Source organism: Chitinophaga caseinilytica (assembly GCF_038396765.1).
In the GTDB taxonomy this organism is placed as follows: domain Bacteria; phylum Bacteroidota; class Bacteroidia; order Chitinophagales; family Chitinophagaceae; genus Chitinophaga; species Chitinophaga caseinilytica.
In genome coordinates, this window is record NZ_CP150096.1 from 3,068,885 (window position 1) to 3,089,211 (window position 20,327).

The following is a 20,327-nucleotide window of genomic DNA, read 5'->3' on the forward strand; positions in this document are numbered from 1 at the left end:
ATGAAAAATAGCATTCTGAAAATAACGGCGATCGTGCTGTTGACGATGCAATCCATCAGCTGTAAATACCTGGAAGCAGACGAATATCTGCACGAGGTGAACAACCTGAACGATATCTGGACGCAGCGCGTGGATATCCGTAAAGCATGGGCGGCCTGCTACGGGCATCTTCCCAACTATACCGACCTGGCCTGGTCCTGGCCTTTCAATACGAATTACGACGAAGGCCATGCCGGCAGGGATAACTATACCAGTCTCGTATTCGCACAGGGGAAATTCAATGCAGACAACGTGCTGTTCAACTTCTGGGCCAATTTCTACCGCGCTGTCCGCACCTGCAACCTGTTCCTCGAGAATTACCATAAAGCCAACGACAAGCTGCTCGTGCCCGGCGAAGTAGAAGGCTATGCGGCCGATGCACGTTTCCTGCGGGCATACTACTATTCCCTGTTGCTGCAGATGTACGGGCCATTCCCCATCGTCGAGAAAACGGTGGACTACTCCAACGAAGCCGCATTGCCCACCAATCGCAATACGGAAGAGGAATGCGTGAATTTTATCATTGCCGAACTGGATAAATGCATCGCCACGCTGCCGCAAAACGACCGGATACTCGTTTCCGAACTGGGAAGGCCCTCGCGCGAGGCCGCTATGGCATTGAAAGCCGTGGTTTTGCTTTGGGACGCCAGTCCGCTCGTAAACGGCAACCCCGACTACAGCGGTTTCAAAGATGCGAAAGGGCGTAATTATTTCAGTCCCGCAACGGATATAGAAAAGTGGCGCAAAGCGGCGGCGGCGGCCAAAGCCGTGATCGACCTGGGGATATTCGAATTGCATACCACGCCGGCCAACCGCGGCTACACGACGGTGCCGCTCGGCGATTTTCCGGGGAACGATGTGGCCTGGCCAAACGGCCCCGCGGGCATCGATCCATACCGGTCTTTCAAGGAGCTGTTCAGCGGTGGACAAACCTATTGGAACAAGGAAGGCATCTGGCAGGTGAACGTTGGATCGCAGACGGCCCTGCTGTCTTTACTCGGCTTTCCCAGGAACTATAACAACGGGGAAGACGCCACCTCGACCGCTGTTGTATACGCCACGCAGAAATTGGTGGATGCTTATTTCATGAACAACGGGGAAACGATAGACGTGGAAGACAAGCGGTTGTACAACGACGTAGGCATTGCCGAAAACGGGGACGGCTATTATATCAGCGGGTCCGGTATGGAAGCGCATACGCCGATCATTACCGGCTTCAAGCTGTCGAACACCAATGCCAAAGTGCCGAAGCGGGTCTTGAACCGGGAAGCGCGGTTTTATGCGACCATCGGGTTTATCGGCCGGGGATACCAGCAAAATAACGGAACGCTGTATTATGCCGATTACAAAGCCAATGCGCTCGACGGTTTCCTGCAATCCGACCGGCCTTCCACCCGCTCCGGCTACCCGATCGTGAAATGGGTGGCGGAAGACGACCTGAAGGCGCGCGGCAGCAGCGACAAGCCTTACTACGTGCTACGCCTGGCGGAAATTTACCTGAGTTATGCCGAGGCGCTCAATGAATACGATCCCGGTAACGCAGATGTGTTGAAATATCTGAACCTGGTCCGCTTCCGGGCGGGATTGCCGGGGTATGCCGCCGCCAGCAAGGAGGAGACGCGAGAGCGCATCAAGCGTGAAAGGCATGTGGAATTCGCTTTCGAAGGGAAACGGTATTTCGATTCGCGGCGCTGGAAAGATGCCGGGAAGCCCTTGCGCGACCGGTGGGGCAACAGCCAGGGCATGGGCGGGCTGGTGTACGGTTGCAACTATACCGCGCCCGACGGCAGTTTTTATGACCGTGCGGTGATCGACGGCTATATCTTCCGCCCCAAAAACTACTTCCTGCCGATCCCTTTCGAAGAAGTAGCGAACTATTGGGGCACCATGACGCAAAACCCAGGTTGGTAGCACATTAAAAACCAGAACATGAAACGCATTCAAAACATATTTCTTGGCCTGATCGCCACCGTCGTTTTTAACGCCTGCGGAAAGAACGACTACGAGAACAAGGAGTTCTACAAACAGGAAGTCTACATCATATCTTCCGAGTCCACCTCGGCGGTGGAAAGGGAGATCAGTGACATCCAGGTCCACACTTTCGTGGATACGCTGAAATATCTCAATGAGCAATATGATTCCGACACCATCATCGACGATAAAACTTTCATGGCGGAGATCAAGTTCAAGGTGGGTATCGGCGGATCTTTGCCTGCGGCGGAAAAAGTTCGGGTGGTAGTAGGTTTTGATAATGAAGCACTGGAAGATTACAATATCCTCAAGAATGCCGATAAAATCATTCCAGCAGCTACGGAATACATGTCCAGCAAGCCTTTCGATGATAAGGAGGGCGGTTTCGTCATCGAAATCGAAAAAGGGAGCGCGTCGGCGTCCCTGATTTTTACCGTGCCGGTGGAAAGAGCCAAAATGGAAACGTATGAGAAATTCGCTTTCCCGCTAAAAGTGCTCCGCGCCGATAATGTCCCGCTAAGCAGGCAGTTTACCAATTTCATGATCGCCGGGCTGCGGGTGGATAAAGACAAAACCGTGAACTGGTCGGGATTCCCCATCCCGAAAATCCCCACGGGCCGATACACTTCGGTACAGATCATGGGCAACCCCGGAGAAAACAATACCGACGGCCGTACCCGGAAATACAAATACATCACGCCGCTGAGCGTCACCGACGATCCGAAGCTGAACGATAAATATATGGTCTGGGGCACCAGCGCCTGGAGCTTCGAGATGTTCGGATTTCACAGCGCGGGGTACATGTACAATGTCCTGACGCTGGTCGACAAAAACTACGGCATCTACAGGATGGACCCCATCCTGCCCGGGAACAACGATTTCCCTTACCACACCTTCGCATACGCGACCACGCAGGAGCCCAGCGAAGAAAATTTCTACGATCCACGGCTGAAAACCCTTACGCTGCATTATAAAAACGTGATCGGGGAAGACTATACGGATGTGCTGACGTTCGAAAGCGAAGACCTGACGCTGAACCCCGTGCGCGGCGGGTCCTTTTATCAGCCGCAAAGCTGGGAACAGGTAAGGAGCAGAGGCTATAAATACTGGCTTCCGCTGTAGCGACTCCCGTCATTGCCATCATCCAAACATTCATCGCCTCCCGGTCCATGCAAGGGCCGGGAGGCCCGATTATTAAATATCCGATATGAAGAAAATCATGCGATCCGCCTGGATACTGGCATTCCCCCTGCTCGCCGCGTGTTCGGCCATGCCCGTGAAAACCGCTTCCAGCCCCCGCTGGCAACAGCAATTCTCCGAAACGCTTCCACTGCTGGGGCACCGCAACTGGATCATCGTGGCAGACCAGGCTTTCCCGCAATTGAAGGCGGAAGGCATCACATACATCAACACGGGCGACAGGCTGCTGCCGGTATTGCAGGAAGTAATGGCCGCCGTGCAGCAATCAGGTCATGTTAAACCCATCGTGTACCGGGATAAGGAGCTTCAATTCATCACCGAAACCCAAAGCACCGGCATCGGCGCTTTCCGCGATTCCGCAGCGGCCGCGCTCAAAGGGAATAACGTCCGCGAGATGCTGCACGATTCCGTATTCGCGAAACTGGACGCGGCCGCCGGGCTGTTCCGGGTAGTGGTGCTGAAAACGGACGAAAAGCTGCCCTACACCTCGGTGCTGCTGGAGCTGGATTGCGCGTATTGGGACGGGGAGAAGGAAGCCGCCCTCCGGAAGGCCATCGCACAACCCTGACCGCTGTAATGATATTTCCGGTAGATTACCATTAATTTGTGGTTGCTTATGAAATACCTTTTTACCACATACAGCTCGTTTTTCTATACAGCCCTCATCGCGTGCCTGACTTACCTGGTGATGGATGGCGAGAAACTGAATATCGTCATCGATGGGGAATATTATACCTTAACCAACCGGACGGGACTGTTGTATTCAGCCATGATATTGGGTTTGATGTGGCTGATCTACATCGGGCAGGATTCTTTTTTGTATTCGAAGAAGCTGATCTGGCTGCATTTCGGCGGCACATTACTAGCGGTGGCGGCCATGTGCTGGTATCATTCACAGGGGTTTGAAGGGAGATATGTGTCCATCAGTCAGCCCGGAGCTTCACGATATGGTGGCAGTTCAGGCACGCATCAATATTATGTTTTGCCTTATACCTGGCTGCTGGTGCTGCTTTTCATGGCGGCGCAGACCATTTTTATCACGCATGTCGTGAAAGGGAAGACCTCCCGTTACTGAACTTGTCAGGGCAACTTCGCGACAAGTTTTTCCGGCGCATGTTTCAGGAACAGGTGGATGAGCTTCCATTTCCATCCTGGTACGATGGTAAACCCGTTCCCTGCATTCACAACTGCTTTCGCGATGAAGGCGGGCTCCATGAGGAGGGATGCTGGCAGGTCGAGGCCGGCGGTCATTTTACTGCGGATGTATCCCGCAACGATCACGTTCACGATTACTTTCCGGGGAAACAAATGCTGCCGCAACCCGGCAAGGTATTGCGTGAAGGCCGATTTGGTGCTTCCATATATGAAATTGCTTTTCCTGCCCCTTACGCCCGATAGCGACGATAGCCCCACGATCCGCTCCAGCCCCGGGTTTTCCGGATCGGTGGCAATGATGTTAAGGATGGATACGGCCCCTGCATAATGCACCTGCATCATCCGGAAGCTCCCTTCAAAATCCACCAAAGCCTGCTCCTGTGGCACCTGGAACCCCGCGGCATACAGAACGATCTGCGGCTTTTCGGGGAGCGACCGGTAAAACGCCCCATGCCCCGCGAAATCCGTAGCGTCGAAATACAGGACGGTGACATTTGAGCCTTTCGGAACGCCCGTCTGCACAAAGCTTTCCAGCTCCGCGGTACTGCGCGATGCGGCGATAATACGGTAGCCCCGGTCTGCATATTGCACGATGGCGGCTTTGGCCACATCGGAATTGGCGCCGAGAATAAGAACGGTTTTGGGATGCATGCGATCGGTTTGGCCGGTAAAGGTAATCGTTCGGCACGAAAAAAGGTTGCGGACGAACGCCGCAACCTTCTGACAGAAAGCATCGATCATGCTACAACTTCTGGACCTTCCGGGAAACGGTTTTACCATGATGCTGCAACAGCAGGATGTAAGTGCCCGTCTGCAGGCGGGCGCCGTTCACCGGGTACGTATGTCTGCCTTGCTGGAGCATGCCGTCCACCATCACGCCCACCGTTCTGCCCTGCATGTCTACAAGCGCCAGGCGCGTTCTGCCGGGTTTCGGAAGGGTGAACGTTACGTTGGCCGTATGCTGGAAAGGATTGGGATAATGGCGCAGCTCCGTGGTTTCGATCTTCGCTTCCGCCGGCAGTTTCACTGCGGATATCGCCTGCAATCCGCTGCCGGTGAGGATGTCCACCTCCGTATAGCTGTTCCACGCATTTACGCTGTTGCCATGCCCCAGGATCCGTACGTATTTTGCGGATTGGGGCGTGATGGAAAAGGTTTCTGCGTTCAGCGAAGTGCCGCTGCTGCTGAGGTTGGCGGCCGCAGTAGCCCACGTCGCGCCGTCCTGCGACAACTGGATATCAAAAGAAGAACTTCTCACATTCCCGTTATAAAACGCGATCGCCACGCCGGATACGGTTTGCGGCGATCCGAGGCAGAATTGGATCCATTGCCCGTCGCCACTGGCCGACCAGCGGGTGTTCAGGTCGTTATCAAGCACGTTCGCCGGCACATTGCCATCGTCTCCGCTCGCGGAAACGGGCAGGCACGCGGGTTCCGTAGCCACGTTCACTTTCACTTCCGTATAACTGTTCCACGCATTCACGCTGTTGCCATGCCCGAGGATGCGTACGTATTTGGCGGTTTGCGCCGTGATGGGGAACGTTTCCAGCTGGAGCGATGCGCCGCTGCTGGAAACATTGGTTGCGGCGTTCGTCCAGCTGGTGCCGTTTTGCGACAGCTGGATGTCGAATGAGGAACTCCGCACATTCCCGTTGTAGAACGCGATCTGCACACCGGTCACCGTTTGCGCCGTATTCAGGCAGAACTGGATCCATTGCCCGTCTCCACTGGCCGACCAGCGGGTATTCAGGTCATTGTCCAGCACGTTCGCCGCCACGTTCCCATCGTCTCCGCTGGCCGCCACCGGCACGCAGGAGGGCGTGGCATTCACGGTGATATTGACGGCCGGTGTGGTCGTAGCAGCGTTGTCGTTATCGGTCGCTTTGGCGGTGATGGCGTAACTGCCCGCCGCAACATTGCTCCAGGTGATGCTGTAGGGCGACGAAGCATCTTCGCCGATTTTGGTAGCGCCCTGGAAGAATTCCACTTTGGAAACGGTACCGTCGCTATCCGCCGCGTTCGCGGAAACCGTGATGCTGGCCGGTGCCGTGAAAGTGGCGTTGGCGGCGGGCGAAGTGAGGCTCACCGTGGGCGGGGTATTGCTGCCAACGTCGCTGGGACAAAGGTCTGTCGTGCTTTTGGCGACGCAGATGTCGGCGAGGTAAATGGTTTCGTCGCGGAGGTAGGAGGGGCTGGTAAGACTGCGGTAGAACCCGAATTTAGGGGCACCATATCCTGCACCGTCTTCCCACATGTCGATGTTATTGTTGGTGCAAGACAGCAAGGTAACGCCGTCGCTGAGGCGTTTGATGACGAATTGCAGCGTGCCGGCATCGTCGTGCTTTATCTTAACGTACGCTTCCACCCAAACGCCGAGAAAAAGACTGAGATCGGCGCTGGCTTTCACGCCGCCACTTCCCGGGTGGCCAATTTCCATTTTGTTGTCGTAGCGGGGTGTGAGGTGAAGGATGGGAGCACCGCTGCCATGGCCGTTGCCATAGGCTTTGAGCTGCATGATGTGGGTGAAGTTGGGCGACGCCTGGAAGTTGGCGTCCAGCTTGAATTTCCAGCGGTAATGGGAGGTAGAGCCCTGCGTGCCCTGTTGCTGGGTTCCATTGCCGCGCAGCTCGATCCGCTGGCGGTCGGTGGCGCCGCAACGGTCGTCGTCGAGGTCGCGGTGAAGGGTAAACGCGAACACGTATTTGCCGAGCGCCGCGTCCATCACTTCCGCGATGTGGCGGACGGCGTGCCCGCAGTCGGGCGATTCCACGTTGTAGCCTTTAGGTTCCAGCAATTCATACGTGTTGCCGGGGCCGTCGGCCACGGCGGTGGATTGGGCGTTGGCGGACAACGGTCCGAAGAAAAGGGCAAAGGATAGCAGCCAGGCCGGCCTGCTGCGCGATAAGTAATTGTGGTTCATGGTGCGTAGGGTTTGAGCTTTGGTTAAACAATGATTTTCATACACGCGGAATATGGGGCGGAATTGACGGAAAATGGGAGTGCGGGCGGATTACAGTCGACCGAAACTCGATAATTTCATAACCGGGAATTTTTTGTTTTGATGAATTTAGTTATATTTATGCAAACGATTGCACGAATTAACAAGAAAGTAGAAAATTATCGAAGTAGAAAGCCCGGAATATAATAAGGACACGTTATGAACAGCTAAGCCGTTTCCGCGAAGCGTATTCCCATTGTTTACATCTGAAATGCAGGGCATGGAACATGCTCCTGGCACTGTATTGCCTTTGCATTTAATAACCCGACAATATAAACCCGTATGAAAACACATCTAACCAAACTCTATGCGCTGGCCGCCTGGCTTTGCCTGTTCATCCTCCCGGCGTCGGCCCAAACCCCGGTTTCCCAGAATGGCCAGCTGCAGGTCATCGGCCTCAAACTCTGTAATCAATATGGCAACCCCATCCAGCTGCGGGGCATGAGCACCCATGGCATCCAATGGTACGGATGGGGGAGCTGCCTCACCGAAGCATCGCTCGACGCGCTGGCGTACGACTGGGGGGCAGACGTGCTGCGGATTTCGCTGTACGTGCAAGACGATGGCTACGAAACGGATCCCGCGGGCTTCACCGCCCAGGTGAACCGCCTCATCGAAGAAGCCACCGAACGCGGGATGTACGCGCTGGTAGATTGGCACCAGCTTACGCCCGGCGATCCGAACTTCAACCTGGCAATGGCCAAAACTTTCTTCACCGCCATCGCCAATCAGCACAAAAACAAGAACAATATCATCTACGATGTCTGCAACGAGCCCAACGGTGTTTCCTGGGCAAAGATCAAAACCTACGCAGACCAGATCATCCCCGTGATCCGTGCCATCGATTCGGACGCCGTGGTACTCGTGGGCACCCATGCCTGGGCTTCCATGGGCGTGTCTGACGGGCGCTCGGCGCAGGATATCGTCAGCAATCCGCTGAACTTTTCCAACATCATGTACACGTTCCATTTTTATGCGAAAGACCACCAGGCACAATATCTCAACGAACTGAACTGGGCATCCGACCGCCTCCCGGTTTTTGTGACGGAGTTCGGATCGCAGGAAGCCACCGGCGACGGACCCAACGATTTTACGATGACGCAGCAGTTCATCGACCTGATGCGCAACAAAAAGATCAGCTGGTGCAACTGGAATTATTCAGACGATTTCCGTAGCGGGGCCGTTTGGACAACAGGCACCTGCTCCGCCGGCCCCTGGACCACCGCGCGGCTGAAGCCCGCCGGCGCATGGATCCGTCAGCGCATGCTGAGCCCGGCAGACGATTTCCCCACCGGCCCCACGAACCCCACTTGCCAGCCCGTTTCCGCCAGTGCAGACGATGGCAACGTACCGGCCAATGTGCTCGACGGTAACCTGGCCACGCGCTGGTCTGCCAGCGGCAATCCCCAATGGATACAGTTCTGCCTGGCCGATACCGTAACCGTTACCGGCGTGAAAATCGCTTTCTACAGTGGCAACACCCGCACGTCGAACTTCGACGTCCAGACGTCGCTGAACGGCAGCACCTGGGCCAATGCGATCACGAACCGCAACAGCAGCGGCACCAGCACCGCCCTGGAAACGTTCACCTTTACCGCGCAACCCGCAAAATATGTGCGCATCGTAGGCCATGGCAACAGCGTGAACGCATGGAACAGTTATACGGAAGTGCAGATCATGCAGCAAACGAACGTTCCGCCCACCGTGAGCCTTACCGCTCCCACAAACGGCGCCACTTTCACGGCACCGGCCAGCATCACGGTTTCCGCGAACGCAGCGGATAGCGACGGTTCCATTTCCAAAGTGGAATTCTTCCAGGGTGCCACCAAGATCGGGGAATCGCTCACGTCGCCCTACAGCATCAGCTGGAGCAACGTAGCGGCCGGCAGTTACGCCATCACCGCCAAAGCAACCGACAACGGTAATACTTCCACCACTTCGGCCGGGGTCAGTATCACGGTAGGCGCCGCGCCTGCCTGTTTGCCGGTAAGCGCCAGTACAGACGATGGCAACGTTCCGGCGAATGTGCTCGATAACGATCTGAACACCCGCTGGTCGGCCAGTGGCAACCCGCAATGGATCCAGTTTTGTCTGAGCACGGTGCAAACCGTTTCCGGTGTGCAGATCGCGTTTTATAACGGGAACGTACGCACGTCGAATTTCGATATCCAGGTGTCGCAGAACGGCACCAGCTGGACGAACGCCGCCACCAATCTCACCAGCAGCGGCACGTCTACCCAGCTGGAAACCTTCTCCATCGCACCGCAGTCCGCCAAATACGTGCGGATCGTGGGGCATGGCAACAGCGTGAATGCCTGGAACAGTTATACGGAAGTGAAAATCGTGGCCGGCAGCGGGCTGCAGTCCATCGCGGCGGCCAAACTGCCGGAAGGGGAAGCAGCGGCGGAACCGGAGCTCATCGCTTCACCCAACCCCTTCACATCGCGGCTGAACGTACAGTTCGTGCTGCGTAAAGCGGGACAGGTGCGGCTGATACTTTTCGATATGAACGGGAAACCGGTTACGGTGTTGCAGGAAGGACAGCTCCCGGCCGGAAGGCACAATGTTTCCCATGCCTGCGGAGAACTGGCACCGGCTACGTACATCCTGCAATTGCAGGCCGGTGGCAGATCGCTGTCGAAGAAAGTGCAGAAATTCTGACCATTACTCCTGACCTATACGATCGGGGAGCAGGCCGCAGGGTTTGCTCCCTTTTTATTTTCAAGGTCTGGCGCCGACAACCTATGCCCCGAACTGGCGCAGGTGATGGTCGGCATGCTTGTAGGCGAAAATGCCGATCTGCTCCTCGGTCATCTTGCCGAAGAAGTCGTGGATGAAGGTGGGATTGGAAAATTGCCCGTATGCCTGTACGCCCTCGATCCAGCGTTGTTTCTGCTTTTCGACGTCGCCCTCATCTTTGACGGTAAACCTTTTGCCGGTGGGGGTATTTTTTGGCAGGGGCTTTTCGTTCCGGGTGTTGCTTTTCAGCGCCCATCTGCCGAAGATTTTCCCGAGGAAATCCTGCCGGTAATCTTCGGGTTGCGTGCCCTGCACCCATTCGTCCCAGATCGTGCAATGTTTGGCCATCTGGTATACGTTCATCTTTCCCCAATTCCGGCGGCTGTTTGCGCCGATAGACCGGATGCGTTCGATGAGCTCGTTGCGGGTGGAGGGATCAAATACTGTTTTCATGGTTGAAATTGTTGATGGGTTGAAGGGAGAAGTAGTTGCCGGAATCGTCTTTAAAGAAAGCTTCCGTGCCGTAGAATTCTTTGGTAGGCGGCTTGATGAATTCCACGCCTTTCGCTTTGAGCTCTTCGTATGTGGCGTAAATATCTGAGCAGGTGAGCACGCCGCAGCCGAAAACGCCTTGTTTGATGAGGGAAATCAACGTTTCGGCGGTTTCTTTCGGGAACATCTTGCTCACTTTGACGGGGAACAGGACGATCTGGAGGTCGGGCTGTTCGGGCGGGGAAACGGTCAGCCAGCGGGAATCCGGGCCCATGGGGATATCGTCCACCACTTTGAAGCCGAGCTTGTTCACGTAGAAGTCGTAGGCGCTGTCCTGGTTCAGCACATGAATGTTGGTAATGGTCATTTTGGTGATCATGTCAGTTTGTTTTTTGATGATGAAACAAAGTTCCGGAATGGGCGGGAGATACTATTCTTCAAAATTGCTATTCTCGTGCAGCCCGAGGCGATGGGCATAACAACCGGGAATGAAGGAAAGCGGCGTGGCGCGGATTTGCTCCCGCACGGATTTTTGCCGCAGCAGAAAGGCCGACGGGGTTTCGCCGGTCAGTTTTTTGAAGAGGCCGCTGAACGACGTCAGGCTCTGGAAACCCACGGAGAAGCAGGCTTCGGCAACGGGTTTGTTATCGCGGAGCAATTGCCGCGCCGCATCGATCCGGGTGGCTTGCAGGTATTGATGGGGCGTTTTCCCGTAAATGGATTTGAACAGGCGGATGAAGTGGAACTTTGAAAAGTAAGCCTCGTCGGAAATATTGTCCAGGTCGATCTCTTCTGCATAATTGGCGTCTATGTACAGCTTCGCCTGAACGATCCGCCGGTAGAGGTATACCTTCGGATATTCTTCCGCCTGGGCGGGCGATTGGGCGATATGCGGCAGTTGCTTCGTTTCCATCCACTGCCAAATTACGGAATGGCGGCTACTGCGGCGGGTGGAGGATGTGACGGATGAAGGGGGGATTTATGCCGCGAAGCGGGCGCCGTATTTGGCAGGTTATCGAAAAAGATGCATATTGAGGCGTCACCGGCCATGCTGCCCCATCCGAATACTACAAACGGCCACCGCCCCAGCGCCGTATCATCTACTATGTAAACGAATTTTAACATGACGATCGAACAAATCTTCAAAGACAAGACCATCAAGGCCAAAGCCAAAGTGGCTACCATCGGCCAGTGGCTCGTTGCCGGTGAACTGCCGCTGGACGAACTGCTCGCTTACGCCGAAAACCAAAAGGCGGCCGACAAAGCTACCTGCATCGAATCGGTGGAATATGCCACCAAAACCGCGCCCGGCATCGCCGATGAAACCCTGCTGGCCTTCGTGACCAAATCCCTGAAAGACGAAGAGCCCCGCGTGAAATGGGAAAGCGCGAAAGTCATCGCCAACATCGCCAAACAGTTCCCTGCGCAACTGGCCCCATCCATCAAGCACCTCCTGGCGAACGCGGAGAACGATGGCACGGTCGTACGCTGGGCCACCGCCACCGCATTGGCCGAAATCCTGAAGCTGAAAACGGAAGCCAACGCCAAACTGCTGCCGGCCGTGGAAAAACTCTGCGATAAAGAAGAAGACAACGGGGTGAAGAAAAAGTACCAGGACGGTATCAAGAAAGCGAAGAAGTAAGCCGGTCAGGCCATATTGCGGACGAACGCATCGAGGTCTTCATCTTTCGCCAATCCCAGTTTTTGTTTGATGCGGTACTTGCTCATGCGGATGCTTTTCGGCTCAATCCCCATGATGCTGGCCATTTCCTTCGTGTTCCGCTTGAGGAAGATGCAGGCGCAGTATTTCAGGTCGAGGTCGGTCAGCTTATGGCCGGCCTTTTGCTGCAGGCGCTGGTAAAAGCCGGGATGCACGTCTTTGATATCGGTCTTGAGCTCCTCGAAATCATTGTCCAGCCGCGTTTGCTGGTGTAAGAGCCGGTTGAGTTCCGTTCGTTTGATGTCGGGGCTGCGATGGTCTTCCAGTTTTTCTTTCAGGAGCTGGAGCATTTTATTCTTTTGTTCCACCTGCAGGGCACCGGCCATGACTTCCTTCTGCAGGATTTCGTTCTGCGCCAGGATGATGGCCTGTTCGGTTTGCAGGCGAGCGGCTTCTTCGGCTTTGAGTTTGGCCTGTTCCTGCTGTAGCTGCGCGTTCAGTTCGGCATTTCGTTTCCCGGTTTCGAGGGTACGGTTTTCTTCCGCTTTCAATTTGGCGTGGAGGCGGGCTTCTTCTTTTTCCAGTTCCAGCAACTGGCTGCGTTGGAGGGAATACCGCAACCGGAAATGATAGGAGCGGAACATGAACAGTAAACCCGCCAGCAGCGCGGCTGCGATGGCGATGTAAAGATATTTCTGCCGCCGGTGGAAGGTTTCGCTTTCCCGGAGGAACCTGATCTCCTGTTCCTTTTCCCTGGCGAGATATTGGGCTTCGAGCTTTTTGCCGGCGCTGCTTTGTTCTGCGTCGTAGACGCTTTTATAGTCGGCCACGTAAAGTTTATGATACTGCAACGCTTTGGCGAAATCGTTCCTGCGTTCGGCGAGGTCGGAAAGATCGTGATAGATGCTGGAACGGATATAATAGTCGGGCATGGGATCCCCCGCAAAAAGCGACAGCGCCTGGATAAGGTAGGTTTCCGCAAGTTGGAAGTTGCCGCTGCGCTTGGCGTCTTCGTTCATCAGTCCGTATGCCGAGGCCTGGAGGCGTTTGTCTTTGTCTTTCGTGGCGTAATTGAATGCCAGCATGGCGTATTTGCGGAGGGAGTCCGTCGTTTGTGCGGACGCGGGGAAATGGCGGTTGTACGAATCGGCGAGATTGATGCAGGGGATGGTGATGAGTTGCACCATGCGCATGTAGGGCTCGTTTTGCAGGTATACGGCCACGGCGCGGCGGTATGCGTTCATGGTGGAGTCGAGGAGGGACGCGTCTTTCCCGCCGTTTTTCATGTATTTGTCATGCACCGCCGAGCCGATGGCCTGCCACGATTCGCAGATGTTGTTGGGGTCGCGGCTTTGCAGCGCCGCTTCGAGCGACAAATGCGCGTAATGGACTTCTTTTTCAATGTCTTCCCAGGTGGAAAAGACCGTATAGACGGCATAGTAGATGGAAGCCTGCAGCGCCGGGTCATTTCCCGTTTTAATGAACGCCAGCGCCTTCAGGAAAGCGGCCAGCGCTTCCTTTTCGTGGTTGTCCATATTGAGGTCGCGGCCTTTGTTGTACCAGGCCCAGGCTTTGGTGCGGGCGTCGGTGGTTTGGCCGGCGAAGTAGAGGCTGCTGTCGGCATCGCGGATGTTTTGGGGAACGTCGCGCAGTTTGAGGTAAATGCTGGCCCGGGCAACGTAAGCGTACGCCTTGTACCGGGCGTCGTTTTCGGCGGAGGCGAGCGTCAGCGCGCGGGCCGCCAGGCGAAAAGCTTCCGTGGTGTCGTAATAGCGGACGGTATGGGCCAGCAGGCTCAGCGGAATGATCTTGTCGCGGTCGGCGGCGCCTTCCCGGTCCACGATCGCGTACAGGCTGTCGGTATAGCGGTTTTGCGCGGCGAGGGGAAAGCCCGCAGCAATACGACCGTCAGCAATATCATGAAAAAGCGCATGCGCATTCGGATATGGATTACAGGGAAGCGTCCCAGTTCAGCGGAATGCTTTTCAGCAGCTGCCCGTGCAGTTTATCATCGTTGGAAGCGAGGTACACGCATAACGGGGCGCCTTTGTCGTTGGTAGGCACCAGCGCGATGGCGGTGTTGTTTTGCAGGAAGAAACGATAATATTGATGGGTGATGCCTTTCACTTCCGTCCATTCGTTTTCCAGTTGGAGCATGGTGGCTTCGGTGAGGCCTTCCGCGAACGCCAGGTGTGCCAATCCGCCCATGCCGGCCTGCACGTATGCCATCGACCAGAGGAAATGTTCCATCGTATCCGCGTCCAGCAGCCATTCTTCGCGGTCTGCGTCGTAGCTGCCGTATACGGCGGGGTCGGGCTTTCCGAAGTCTTCATGATCGATCCCCCAGATCACCACGTCCTGGTTTTCGGTATAAAACACGAGCATGCCGCTGTCTGACAGGTACAGTTTTTCCGGTGGCAGCAGCCGGTTGAAGGCGGTGTTCAGGGCTTCGAAACGGCCCATCGTGCGGTAATAATCCCGCAGCACGGCGGGTAACCGGCAGCCGAGGCGGGCTTCGGCGGCGGCGATGTCGGTTTCTTCATATCCCTGCGGCTGGTCGGGGAGGGAGAAGAGTTGGTGGATGAGGGGTTTATAGGTCATGCTGTTTCAGTACGAGTTTGTATTCGCGTTTGAAGCTTTTGGGATTGAGGTCCTGGAACTCGAACTGCCCCGGTTTTTCTACGAGCGTTCCGAGCAGTGCCATCGCCTGATCCTGGGTATAATCTTTCGGGTAGTATATCCCGTCGAACGTGATATCGCCGAGCCGTGCTTCGAAACTGTATTTGAATTCGTCGTCGCCGCCGTAGGTAAGGGCGATTTTGCCCGTCCAGTGTATGTGGAACGTGTTGCCGGTTTGCCGTTCGATGCGGATGTGGTGATCGGCGACGGAATCGTGCCCCAGCAAATAGATACTGAAGTTCAGATCGTCGTATTCCCAGTCGTCCGGCAGCGGGAAGGTGTCTGCCGCGAGCTGCAGCGTTTCCCATCCCCCGAAATCGAATTTTTCCCCCGGCGCAGCCACCCGGATGCCGGTATTTCCGTGTGCGGTAGACGACAACGTGCAGCTATGATAATTCCCCCAAACGGATTTGGATTGCCAGTCGGGCACCGTATCATCCTCCTCTTCCTCGCTTTCGTCTTCCGCGTAATAATCGTCCGTTTCCAGGTGGAAATGAAAGAACAACCCCGCTTCGGGGTCCATTTTGGCGCTCCAGCTGAACTTTTTCACCGCATGGCCGCCGGGGTACGGGTTATCTTTAAAATATATCCGGTTTTCCATAGCTGCATATTATTAATAAAAGTCACAGTAATAATTCCAATCGCCGGTTTTTGGATGTTTGGCGAGGAAAACCGTGCCGCTGTCTACGATATTGATATTGGCTTTTTCGTCGGTGGCGATTTGCATCACGAACTCGAAACCTTTGCCCATGCTTACGCCGGGTTGGCAAAAAGAGGGGAAACCGCCCAGTTTGTGCCCGTAATGGTTCGGGAAATCGTGGTGGTAGTCGGAAATGATCCCTTTGTCTTCCAGCGCAATAATGGTATCGCTATCGCCGGAGGCCAATCCGCCGCCGTCCCAAACGGGACAATCCTGCGCAATGAGGTTGGCTTTAAGCGGGAACGGTTTGAACCAGGAATCGGGGTTGTGCAGCTCCTTGCGCATGATAGGTTCATCGTACCCATATTCCCGGACGAGCCAGTTTTGACCGTTGGGGGTTACGCCCATGGGCAGCTCCGGCGACAGGAATACCGTGAGGAACCGGGTGTTTTTTACGATATCAGGTACGAAAGGCAGGCCTTCCAGGCAAAGCTGGAAAAGGGGGAACATGGGGTGGCCGGACTTGTCGAGGGGAATGACTTCGTTTTCCCGGTACACGAATACCCGCGATACCCAGCTTTCCGTGAGCGCCTGCGTGGGCCTGAAACCGCCGGTGCTCATCCAGGTGGCCGGGCGGCTGATATGTCCTTTTAATTGTTCCTTGTCCATGCGCAACGAAATTAATGAATTAAGCAAGCCGGTCGTCTACAAGGCAAATATAAAGTGCTGTGGCTCAGTTTGGAAAGTTGTAGACACTTTGTAGACGCTTCCCGTTTGGGGATGTAGACGCTTTGTAAGCGCCGTTTATTTGGAAGGGTGCGGATGTGGGCGCAACTTTGCCAGACCGGAATTCCGGCCTTTCATCATCCCAAAAAACACCCCGGCCCCTGGGCCGGTTACACCTCAAACATCACTTATATGGACAAAAAAACACAATCCATCGTAGCCTACATCACCATCGTTGGTTGGATCGTTGCGCTGCTGCAGTACAACAACGGAAAAGACGCCGCCGTGCGCTTTCACCTGAAACAATCGCTGGGCGTCATGATCCTCGGCCTGGCGCTTGCAGTGGCGGTCACCGTATTGACCACGATCGTTCCGGCGCTAGGGTACCTGGCGTATGCGAACGTGCTCGTGCTCATCCTCTGGATTTTGGGCATCATCAACGCCGCCAACGGCGCGCAGAAACCTTTGCCGCTTGTAGGCGGGCTCGCGGAAGCAAAACTGAATTTCTTCTGATGGAGTATACCATCACGCATCTCGACCCGCTGTTTACCGCCGGCAACGGTAAAAAACTTACACAGTACCGGGATGCGGGATGTTTGCCGGCCACGGTAACGTCGGACGAATCCCTCATCCGGCACGTCCTTCAACAGCTGACGGCCCTCCATCCCGTGCTGGCAGCGGTGCTGGACGCGGAACTGCTGGCCGGGAACCGCGTGCGCTCGGTGTTCAGCTGGCCCGAAGGCCCCTTCTGCGTAAGCCTGCTCCGGCCTTTCAAAAAACGGTATAAAGGGGCGAAACTGGAGCGGAGCCTGGGGAAAGACCCGCACTACGGCCCGGCAAGCCCCGCTATCGAACAATATTCCTCACCCCTGGCGCCCGGGCAATACCTGGCGGCAGAAAAAAATGATACGCGCATGAGCGATAATATTTTTTACACCAATGGAGATAGTCCTGTTATGCTCCAGGCCATCGCCAAAGCACAGGAAACGTTTAAATACTGCTGGCGCGAACTGAGCTGGGAAGCCCGCCGCATCGTGCCCGCGCTCGATCTCGCCTATGTCAAGATCGCTTTCGTACAGCCATCCGGCGTTCCCGGCAAGCCGAAAGTCGAATATATGTGGGTGGCCGACATCGGATTCGACGGCGACCTGATTTATGGAACGCTCATCAACTCGCCCGGCATCGTCAATAATGTGGCGAAGGGCGATGCGGTCGAAGCACCGCTCAACCAGCTGTGCGACTGGCTTTTCGCCAGCAACGATACGCCGTACGGCGGTTTCAGCATCCAGGTGCTGCGCAGTGAAATGGACGATGAAGAGCGGGATGCGCACGACGAAGCCTGGGGGCTCGACTTCGCTGAGCCAGACACGGTTTTCGTGGTGCGCGACGAGGAAACGGACCCCGCGGCGCAGGAGGAACATCCCATGAGCATCAACATGAAAGACAGCCTGCGCGATTTCCTGCAGAAAAATCCCGCGGAGGCCGGCAAAGCCGACGAAGAGGGGTTTACCATGCTGCACCGCGAAGCCATTGCCGGCAACCGCAGCACGGTGGAGGCATTGCTGCAGGCGGGCGCCGACAAATCCGCCCGAACCCGTTCCGGTAAAACGGCGCTGGATTTCGCGCGGCAACTCAACTGGCAGCATCTCCTTCCGCTTTTACAACCTGCCTGATCGATAACAGGCCGTATAAATCGCTGGTGCCCCCGGGCGCCGGCGGTTTATACGCATTTTCACCCGGCGGAAGCCCCTGCCATGGAGTGTATCCTTCAAAATAATTCCTGACTGAAATGAACTGGAAAATATACCTCGCCGCTGCGCTGGTGATAGCTGGCGTCATCTTGCTCAGTTCCTGCTACGGCACCCGGAAAACCCTGCTCTTCGAAAACCGGGTGTACCACTGGAAGGTGTATTTCGTCAAAAAACGGCACTTGTCGGTGGGGACGTATGCCCATTTTGAAGTGTACTACAAAGGCGTGCAGTTGATCCTTCCCAAAGAAATCACCGACGGAAAGCGCGCTGTCGGCGAATTCGCATCGGCCGTGGCCGTCGATAACCGCAGCAGCCAGTTCGGGACGTTGATCGTTGTTTTCGAAGGCGATTTTCAGCGGGACGACGGCGTGCCGTTCAGATCGTTCATCACCCTGCACATCCGGCCAGACGGAAAAGCGGGATTGATCGTGCACAACCCCTGCAACGGCCACGAAGCACAAATGGAAATTGCGTACCTATCCCCCGAATAAAAACTGCCAGACTGAAATCATAGCCTGGCAGTCATTTTAGTGGTGGAATCTATTTGTATTCCGGGTTCTGGGTGATCACCGCGCCCGTATTCCGCTCTATCTCCGAAAAGGGAACCGGCCAGAGGTTGTGGTACGGCTGGATGGTAAGGCCCGATTTTTCATTGTATTTCTTGTCACGGTCGTACAACAGGCCCATGCGGCAAAGGGTTACCATGCGCAGTTCTTCCACGTACAATTCCCGCAATCTTTCATCGAGGAGGTAGTCGATCGTTACGTCGGCCTCCGCCACAGGAGCGGCATTGGCGCGGGCGCGAATCTTGTTGATGTCTTCGGCCGCTTTCGATTTATCGCCTTTCTTAATGTAGGCTTCAGCGCGGAGGAGGTAAGTTTCGGCCAGGCGCATGAGGTACGCATCTTTGCTATACACATCGCCGCTGGAGTTGAACAGCAGCTGGCCGGCGAAGGGCGACTTCAGGGGATTGCCGTTCGCGTCTTTCTGGATCACTTCTATCGGAAAATCCCCTTCGGAGAAAGTCGCTTTTTTGAGAACGGGGTACCAGCTCCGGATGGTATCGGCAAAGTTGGCGGCCTTCGCCTTGAATCCATCTTTCACATACCATTTCCCATACGCGTCTGAATTTTTAGGCACACCATCCATGATGAAATCGCGGACGATGTTGTATTCGCTGTTCCGGATATCGTTGGGGTCTGTCCAGATGTCGTACAGGAAATACTTCGTCGGCCGTATCCACCCGATGCCGCGCCCAGCAAGCTGATCGTTGAACGCCAGCACCGCGGGTTGGCTCGAGGGCGGCGCTCCGTTGACGGAGGTCATCACCCGGAGGTTGGTCAGGTTGGGCATGATGGCCCACTGGATCACGTCGCGCGCGGGCGATGCGGGATTGAGATAATCGGTCTGGATGACGAAAATGCCTTCTTTGTTGCCGCTGGTACGGTTTTGATTGTTCAGCTCGAAGAGATCGCGGTACACGTCGCCCGGCTTGCCGGCCCGGCGTCCGAAACGCTGCGTCATGAGCGACAGCGCCGGATGGTTGATGGCCTGCGTAGCGGCGTTAATGGCATCGTCGTAGGCTTTCAGCGAGATGAGCACTTCGGTGAGCAGGTGGTAGGCTGCCTGTTTGTTCACAGCGCCGTCTTTCACGGCATCGATGTCTTTGAGGTAGAGCAGCGCTTCGGTGAGGTCTTTTCGGCAGAGGTTGTACACTTCGTCGCGCGTGGCGCGCACGTAATCCGTCCGCGGAATGGTAATTTCCTCCGTGATGAGCGGCACGCCGCCATAGAGATTGGCGAGCATATTGTAGCCCCAGGCGCGGAAAAACAGTGCCTGCGCCTTGAAGGAATTGCGGTCGGCCTCGGAAAGCGCTACGGCTTTGGGCACGCGGCTGATGATGACATTGGCGTTCGAGATAACGGTGTACACGTTTTGCCAGATCACTTCCACCACGTTGAAAGTGGGCACCATCGTGTTTTTATAGTCGTTGAGCTTCACCGGTGGATTGTAGTCGGTCGCGTTCACCGCAAAATCCGTGGCGTACCGCAGCGAAAAGTTCGCGTCGAGGTTGATGCCGCCGAACAGGATGTGGCGCATGCGGTTGTGGAGGTAATTGGTGGCCGACTGGAAATCCGCCGCGGTATTGAGCGCATTGTCGGGCGTATAGAAATCGAGCGGTTCCTCTTTGAGGAATTTCTCTGTATTGCAGCTGGAGGCGAGCATTACTGCGAAGGCGGTCATGCAGCCGTATCGGAAGATCTTGTTCATGGGTTC

The 20,327-nt window shown here is 55.6% G+C and carries 19 protein-coding genes; 9 read left to right on the forward strand and 10 right to left on the reverse strand.

Annotated features, from left to right (window positions below; genetic code table 11):
- The 4 genes from WJU22_RS12780 (at position 1) to WJU22_RS12795 (ending at position 4,285) form a co-directional block, all read left to right on the forward strand.
- Positions 1–1,950 carry a RagB/SusD family nutrient uptake outer membrane protein gene (locus WJU22_RS12780; RefSeq protein WP_341843620.1) on the forward strand — a complete coding sequence of 650 codons (1,950 nt, stop codon included), beginning with the start codon at positions 1–3 and terminating at the stop codon, positions 1,948–1,950.
- Between the two features lie 18 nt (positions 1,951–1,968).
- Positions 1,969–3,132 carry a DUF1735 domain-containing protein gene (locus tag WJU22_RS12785; RefSeq protein WP_341843621.1) on the forward strand — a complete coding sequence of 388 codons (1,164 nt, stop codon included), beginning with the start codon at positions 1,969–1,971 and terminating at the stop codon, positions 3,130–3,132.
- 85 nt (positions 3,133–3,217) lie between these two features.
- Complete coding sequence (locus tag WJU22_RS12790; protein WP_341843622.1) at positions 3,218–3,778, forward strand: hypothetical protein; 561 nt, start codon at positions 3,218–3,220, stop codon at positions 3,776–3,778.
- A gap of 48 nt (positions 3,779–3,826) precedes the next feature.
- Positions 3,827–4,285, forward strand: a complete 459-nt coding sequence (locus WJU22_RS12795) for a hypothetical protein (RefSeq protein WP_341843623.1) — start codon at positions 3,827–3,829, stop codon at positions 4,283–4,285.
- A gap of 5 nt (positions 4,286–4,290) precedes the next feature.
- On the opposite strand, the gene WJU22_RS12800 is transcribed toward WJU22_RS12795, so the two are convergent.
- Positions 4,291–5,016: an SDR family NAD(P)-dependent oxidoreductase gene (locus WJU22_RS12800; RefSeq protein WP_341843624.1), complete on the reverse strand. Its 726-nt coding sequence runs from the start codon at positions 5,014–5,016 to the stop codon at positions 4,291–4,293.
- A 91-nt stretch (positions 5,017–5,107) separates the two neighbouring features.
- Positions 5,108–7,285, reverse strand: a complete 2,178-nt coding sequence (locus tag WJU22_RS12805; protein WP_341843625.1) for a discoidin domain-containing protein — start codon at positions 7,283–7,285, stop codon at positions 5,108–5,110.
- A gap of 360 nt (positions 7,286–7,645) precedes the next feature.
- Here WJU22_RS12805 and WJU22_RS12810 point away from each other — a divergent pair, with 360 nt between their 5' ends.
- Positions 7,646–10,024 carry a cellulase family glycosylhydrolase gene (locus WJU22_RS12810; protein ID WP_341843626.1) on the forward strand — a complete coding sequence of 793 codons (2,379 nt, stop codon included), beginning with the start codon at positions 7,646–7,648 and terminating at the stop codon, positions 10,022–10,024.
- An 81-nt stretch (positions 10,025–10,105) separates the two neighbouring features.
- Here WJU22_RS12810 and WJU22_RS12815 read toward each other — a convergent pair whose 3' ends face one another.
- The 3 genes from WJU22_RS12815 to WJU22_RS12825 are packed head-to-tail and all read right to left on the reverse strand — an operon-like array spanning position 10,106 to position 11,507.
- Positions 10,106–10,555: a DUF1569 domain-containing protein gene (locus WJU22_RS12815; protein WP_341843627.1), complete on the reverse strand. Its 450-nt coding sequence runs from the start codon at positions 10,553–10,555 to the stop codon at positions 10,106–10,108.
- Entirely contained in the window at positions 10,539–10,973 is a 435-nt protein-coding gene (locus tag WJU22_RS12820; protein WP_341843628.1) for a VOC family protein, read from the reverse strand. Before WJU22_RS12820 ends, WJU22_RS12815 begins: the two co-directional genes overlap by 17 nt.
- A gap of 51 nt (positions 10,974–11,024) precedes the next feature.
- Positions 11,025–11,507, reverse strand: coding sequence for an AraC family transcriptional regulator (locus WJU22_RS12825; protein ID WP_341843629.1), 483 nt, complete (start codon positions 11,505–11,507; stop codon positions 11,025–11,027).
- A gap of 210 nt (positions 11,508–11,717) precedes the next feature.
- Between WJU22_RS12825 and WJU22_RS12830 the strand changes: the two genes are divergently transcribed.
- On the forward strand, positions 11,718–12,236 hold the full coding sequence (locus WJU22_RS12830; RefSeq protein WP_341843630.1) for a HEAT repeat domain-containing protein: 519 nt from the start codon (positions 11,718–11,720) through the stop codon (positions 12,234–12,236).
- 5 nt (positions 12,237–12,241) lie between these two features.
- On the opposite strand, the gene WJU22_RS12835 is transcribed toward WJU22_RS12830, so the two are convergent.
- The 4 genes from WJU22_RS12835 to WJU22_RS12850 form a co-directional block, all read right to left on the reverse strand.
- On the reverse strand, positions 12,242–14,095 hold the full coding sequence (locus WJU22_RS12835; protein WP_341843631.1) for a tetratricopeptide repeat protein: 1,854 nt from the start codon (positions 14,093–14,095) through the stop codon (positions 12,242–12,244).
- 109 nt (positions 14,096–14,204) lie between these two features.
- Positions 14,205–14,855, reverse strand: coding sequence for an SMI1/KNR4 family protein (locus WJU22_RS12840; RefSeq protein ID WP_341843632.1), 651 nt, complete (start codon positions 14,853–14,855; stop codon positions 14,205–14,207).
- Positions 14,845–15,534 carry a hypothetical protein gene (locus tag WJU22_RS12845; RefSeq protein WP_341843633.1) on the reverse strand — a complete coding sequence of 230 codons (690 nt, stop codon included), beginning with the start codon at positions 15,532–15,534 and terminating at the stop codon, positions 14,845–14,847. The genes WJU22_RS12840 and WJU22_RS12845 overlap by 11 nt, the downstream gene beginning before the upstream one ends.
- 12 nt (positions 15,535–15,546) lie before the next feature.
- Complete coding sequence (locus WJU22_RS12850; RefSeq protein ID WP_341843634.1) at positions 15,547–16,242, reverse strand: hypothetical protein; 696 nt, start codon at positions 16,240–16,242, stop codon at positions 15,547–15,549.
- Between the two features lie 249 nt (positions 16,243–16,491).
- Here WJU22_RS12850 and WJU22_RS12855 point away from each other — a divergent pair, with 249 nt between their 5' ends.
- The 3 genes from WJU22_RS12855 to WJU22_RS12865 all read left to right on the forward strand — a co-directional run bounded on the left by WJU22_RS12855 (position 16,492) and on the right by WJU22_RS12865 (position 18,541).
- Entirely contained in the window at positions 16,492–16,812 is a 321-nt protein-coding gene (locus tag WJU22_RS12855) for a DUF4870 domain-containing protein (RefSeq protein WP_341843635.1), read from the forward strand.
- Entirely contained in the window at positions 16,812–17,972 is a 1,161-nt protein-coding gene (locus tag WJU22_RS12860; RefSeq protein ID WP_341843636.1) for a DUF2314 domain-containing protein, read from the forward strand. The genes WJU22_RS12855 and WJU22_RS12860 overlap by 1 nt, the downstream gene beginning before the upstream one ends.
- 116 nt (positions 17,973–18,088) lie before the next feature.
- A complete protein-coding gene (locus WJU22_RS12865) occupies positions 18,089–18,541 on the forward strand; it encodes a hypothetical protein (RefSeq protein ID WP_341843637.1) in 453 nt (150 codons plus the stop codon).
- 49 nt (positions 18,542–18,590) lie between these two features.
- Here the strand turns inward: WJU22_RS12865 and WJU22_RS12870 are convergent, their stop codons facing one another.
- On the reverse strand, positions 18,591–20,321 hold the full coding sequence (locus WJU22_RS12870) for a RagB/SusD family nutrient uptake outer membrane protein (protein ID WP_341843638.1): 1,731 nt from the start codon (positions 20,319–20,321) through the stop codon (positions 18,591–18,593).
- Positions 20,322–20,327: the final 6 nt, after the last annotated feature.

Coding starts and splice junctions, on each gene's coding strand:
- WJU22_RS12780 (WP_341843620.1), top strand. CDS start 1: ATGAAAAATAGCATTCTGAAAATAACGGCGATCGTGCTGTTGACGATG.
- WJU22_RS12785 (WP_341843621.1), top strand. CDS start 1,969: ATGAAACGCATTCAAAACATATTTCTTGGCCTGATCGCCACCGTCGTT.
- WJU22_RS12790 (WP_341843622.1), top strand. CDS start 3,218: ATGAAGAAAATCATGCGATCCGCCTGGATACTGGCATTCCCCCTGCTC.
- WJU22_RS12795 (WP_341843623.1), top strand. CDS start 3,827: ATGAAATACCTTTTTACCACATACAGCTCGTTTTTCTATACAGCCCTC.
- WJU22_RS12800 (WP_341843624.1), bottom strand. CDS start 5,016: ATGCATCCCAAAACCGTTCTTATTCTCGGCGCCAATTCCGATGTGGCC.
- WJU22_RS12805 (WP_341843625.1), bottom strand. CDS start 7,285: ATGAACCACAATTACTTATCGCGCAGCAGGCCGGCCTGGCTGCTATCC.
- WJU22_RS12810 (WP_341843626.1), top strand. CDS start 7,646: ATGAAAACACATCTAACCAAACTCTATGCGCTGGCCGCCTGGCTTTGC.
- WJU22_RS12815 (WP_341843627.1), bottom strand. CDS start 10,555: ATGAAAACAGTATTTGATCCCTCCACCCGCAACGAGCTCATCGAACGC.
- WJU22_RS12820 (WP_341843628.1), bottom strand. CDS start 10,973: ATGATCACCAAAATGACCATTACCAACATTCATGTGCTGAACCAGGAC.
- WJU22_RS12825 (WP_341843629.1), bottom strand. CDS start 11,507: ATGGAAACGAAGCAACTGCCGCATATCGCCCAATCGCCCGCCCAGGCG.
- WJU22_RS12830 (WP_341843630.1), top strand. CDS start 11,718: ATGACGATCGAACAAATCTTCAAAGACAAGACCATCAAGGCCAAAGCC.
- WJU22_RS12840 (WP_341843632.1), bottom strand. CDS start 14,855: ATGACCTATAAACCCCTCATCCACCAACTCTTCTCCCTCCCCGACCAG.
- WJU22_RS12845 (WP_341843633.1), bottom strand. CDS start 15,534: ATGGAAAACCGGATATATTTTAAAGATAACCCGTACCCCGGCGGCCAT.
- WJU22_RS12850 (WP_341843634.1), bottom strand. CDS start 16,242: ATGGACAAGGAACAATTAAAAGGACATATCAGCCGCCCGGCCACCTGG.
- WJU22_RS12855 (WP_341843635.1), top strand. CDS start 16,492: ATGGACAAAAAAACACAATCCATCGTAGCCTACATCACCATCGTTGGT.
- WJU22_RS12860 (WP_341843636.1), top strand. CDS start 16,812: ATGGAGTATACCATCACGCATCTCGACCCGCTGTTTACCGCCGGCAAC.
- WJU22_RS12865 (WP_341843637.1), top strand. CDS start 18,089: ATGAACTGGAAAATATACCTCGCCGCTGCGCTGGTGATAGCTGGCGTC.
- WJU22_RS12870 (WP_341843638.1), bottom strand. CDS start 20,321: ATGAACAAGATCTTCCGATACGGCTGCATGACCGCCTTCGCAGTAATG.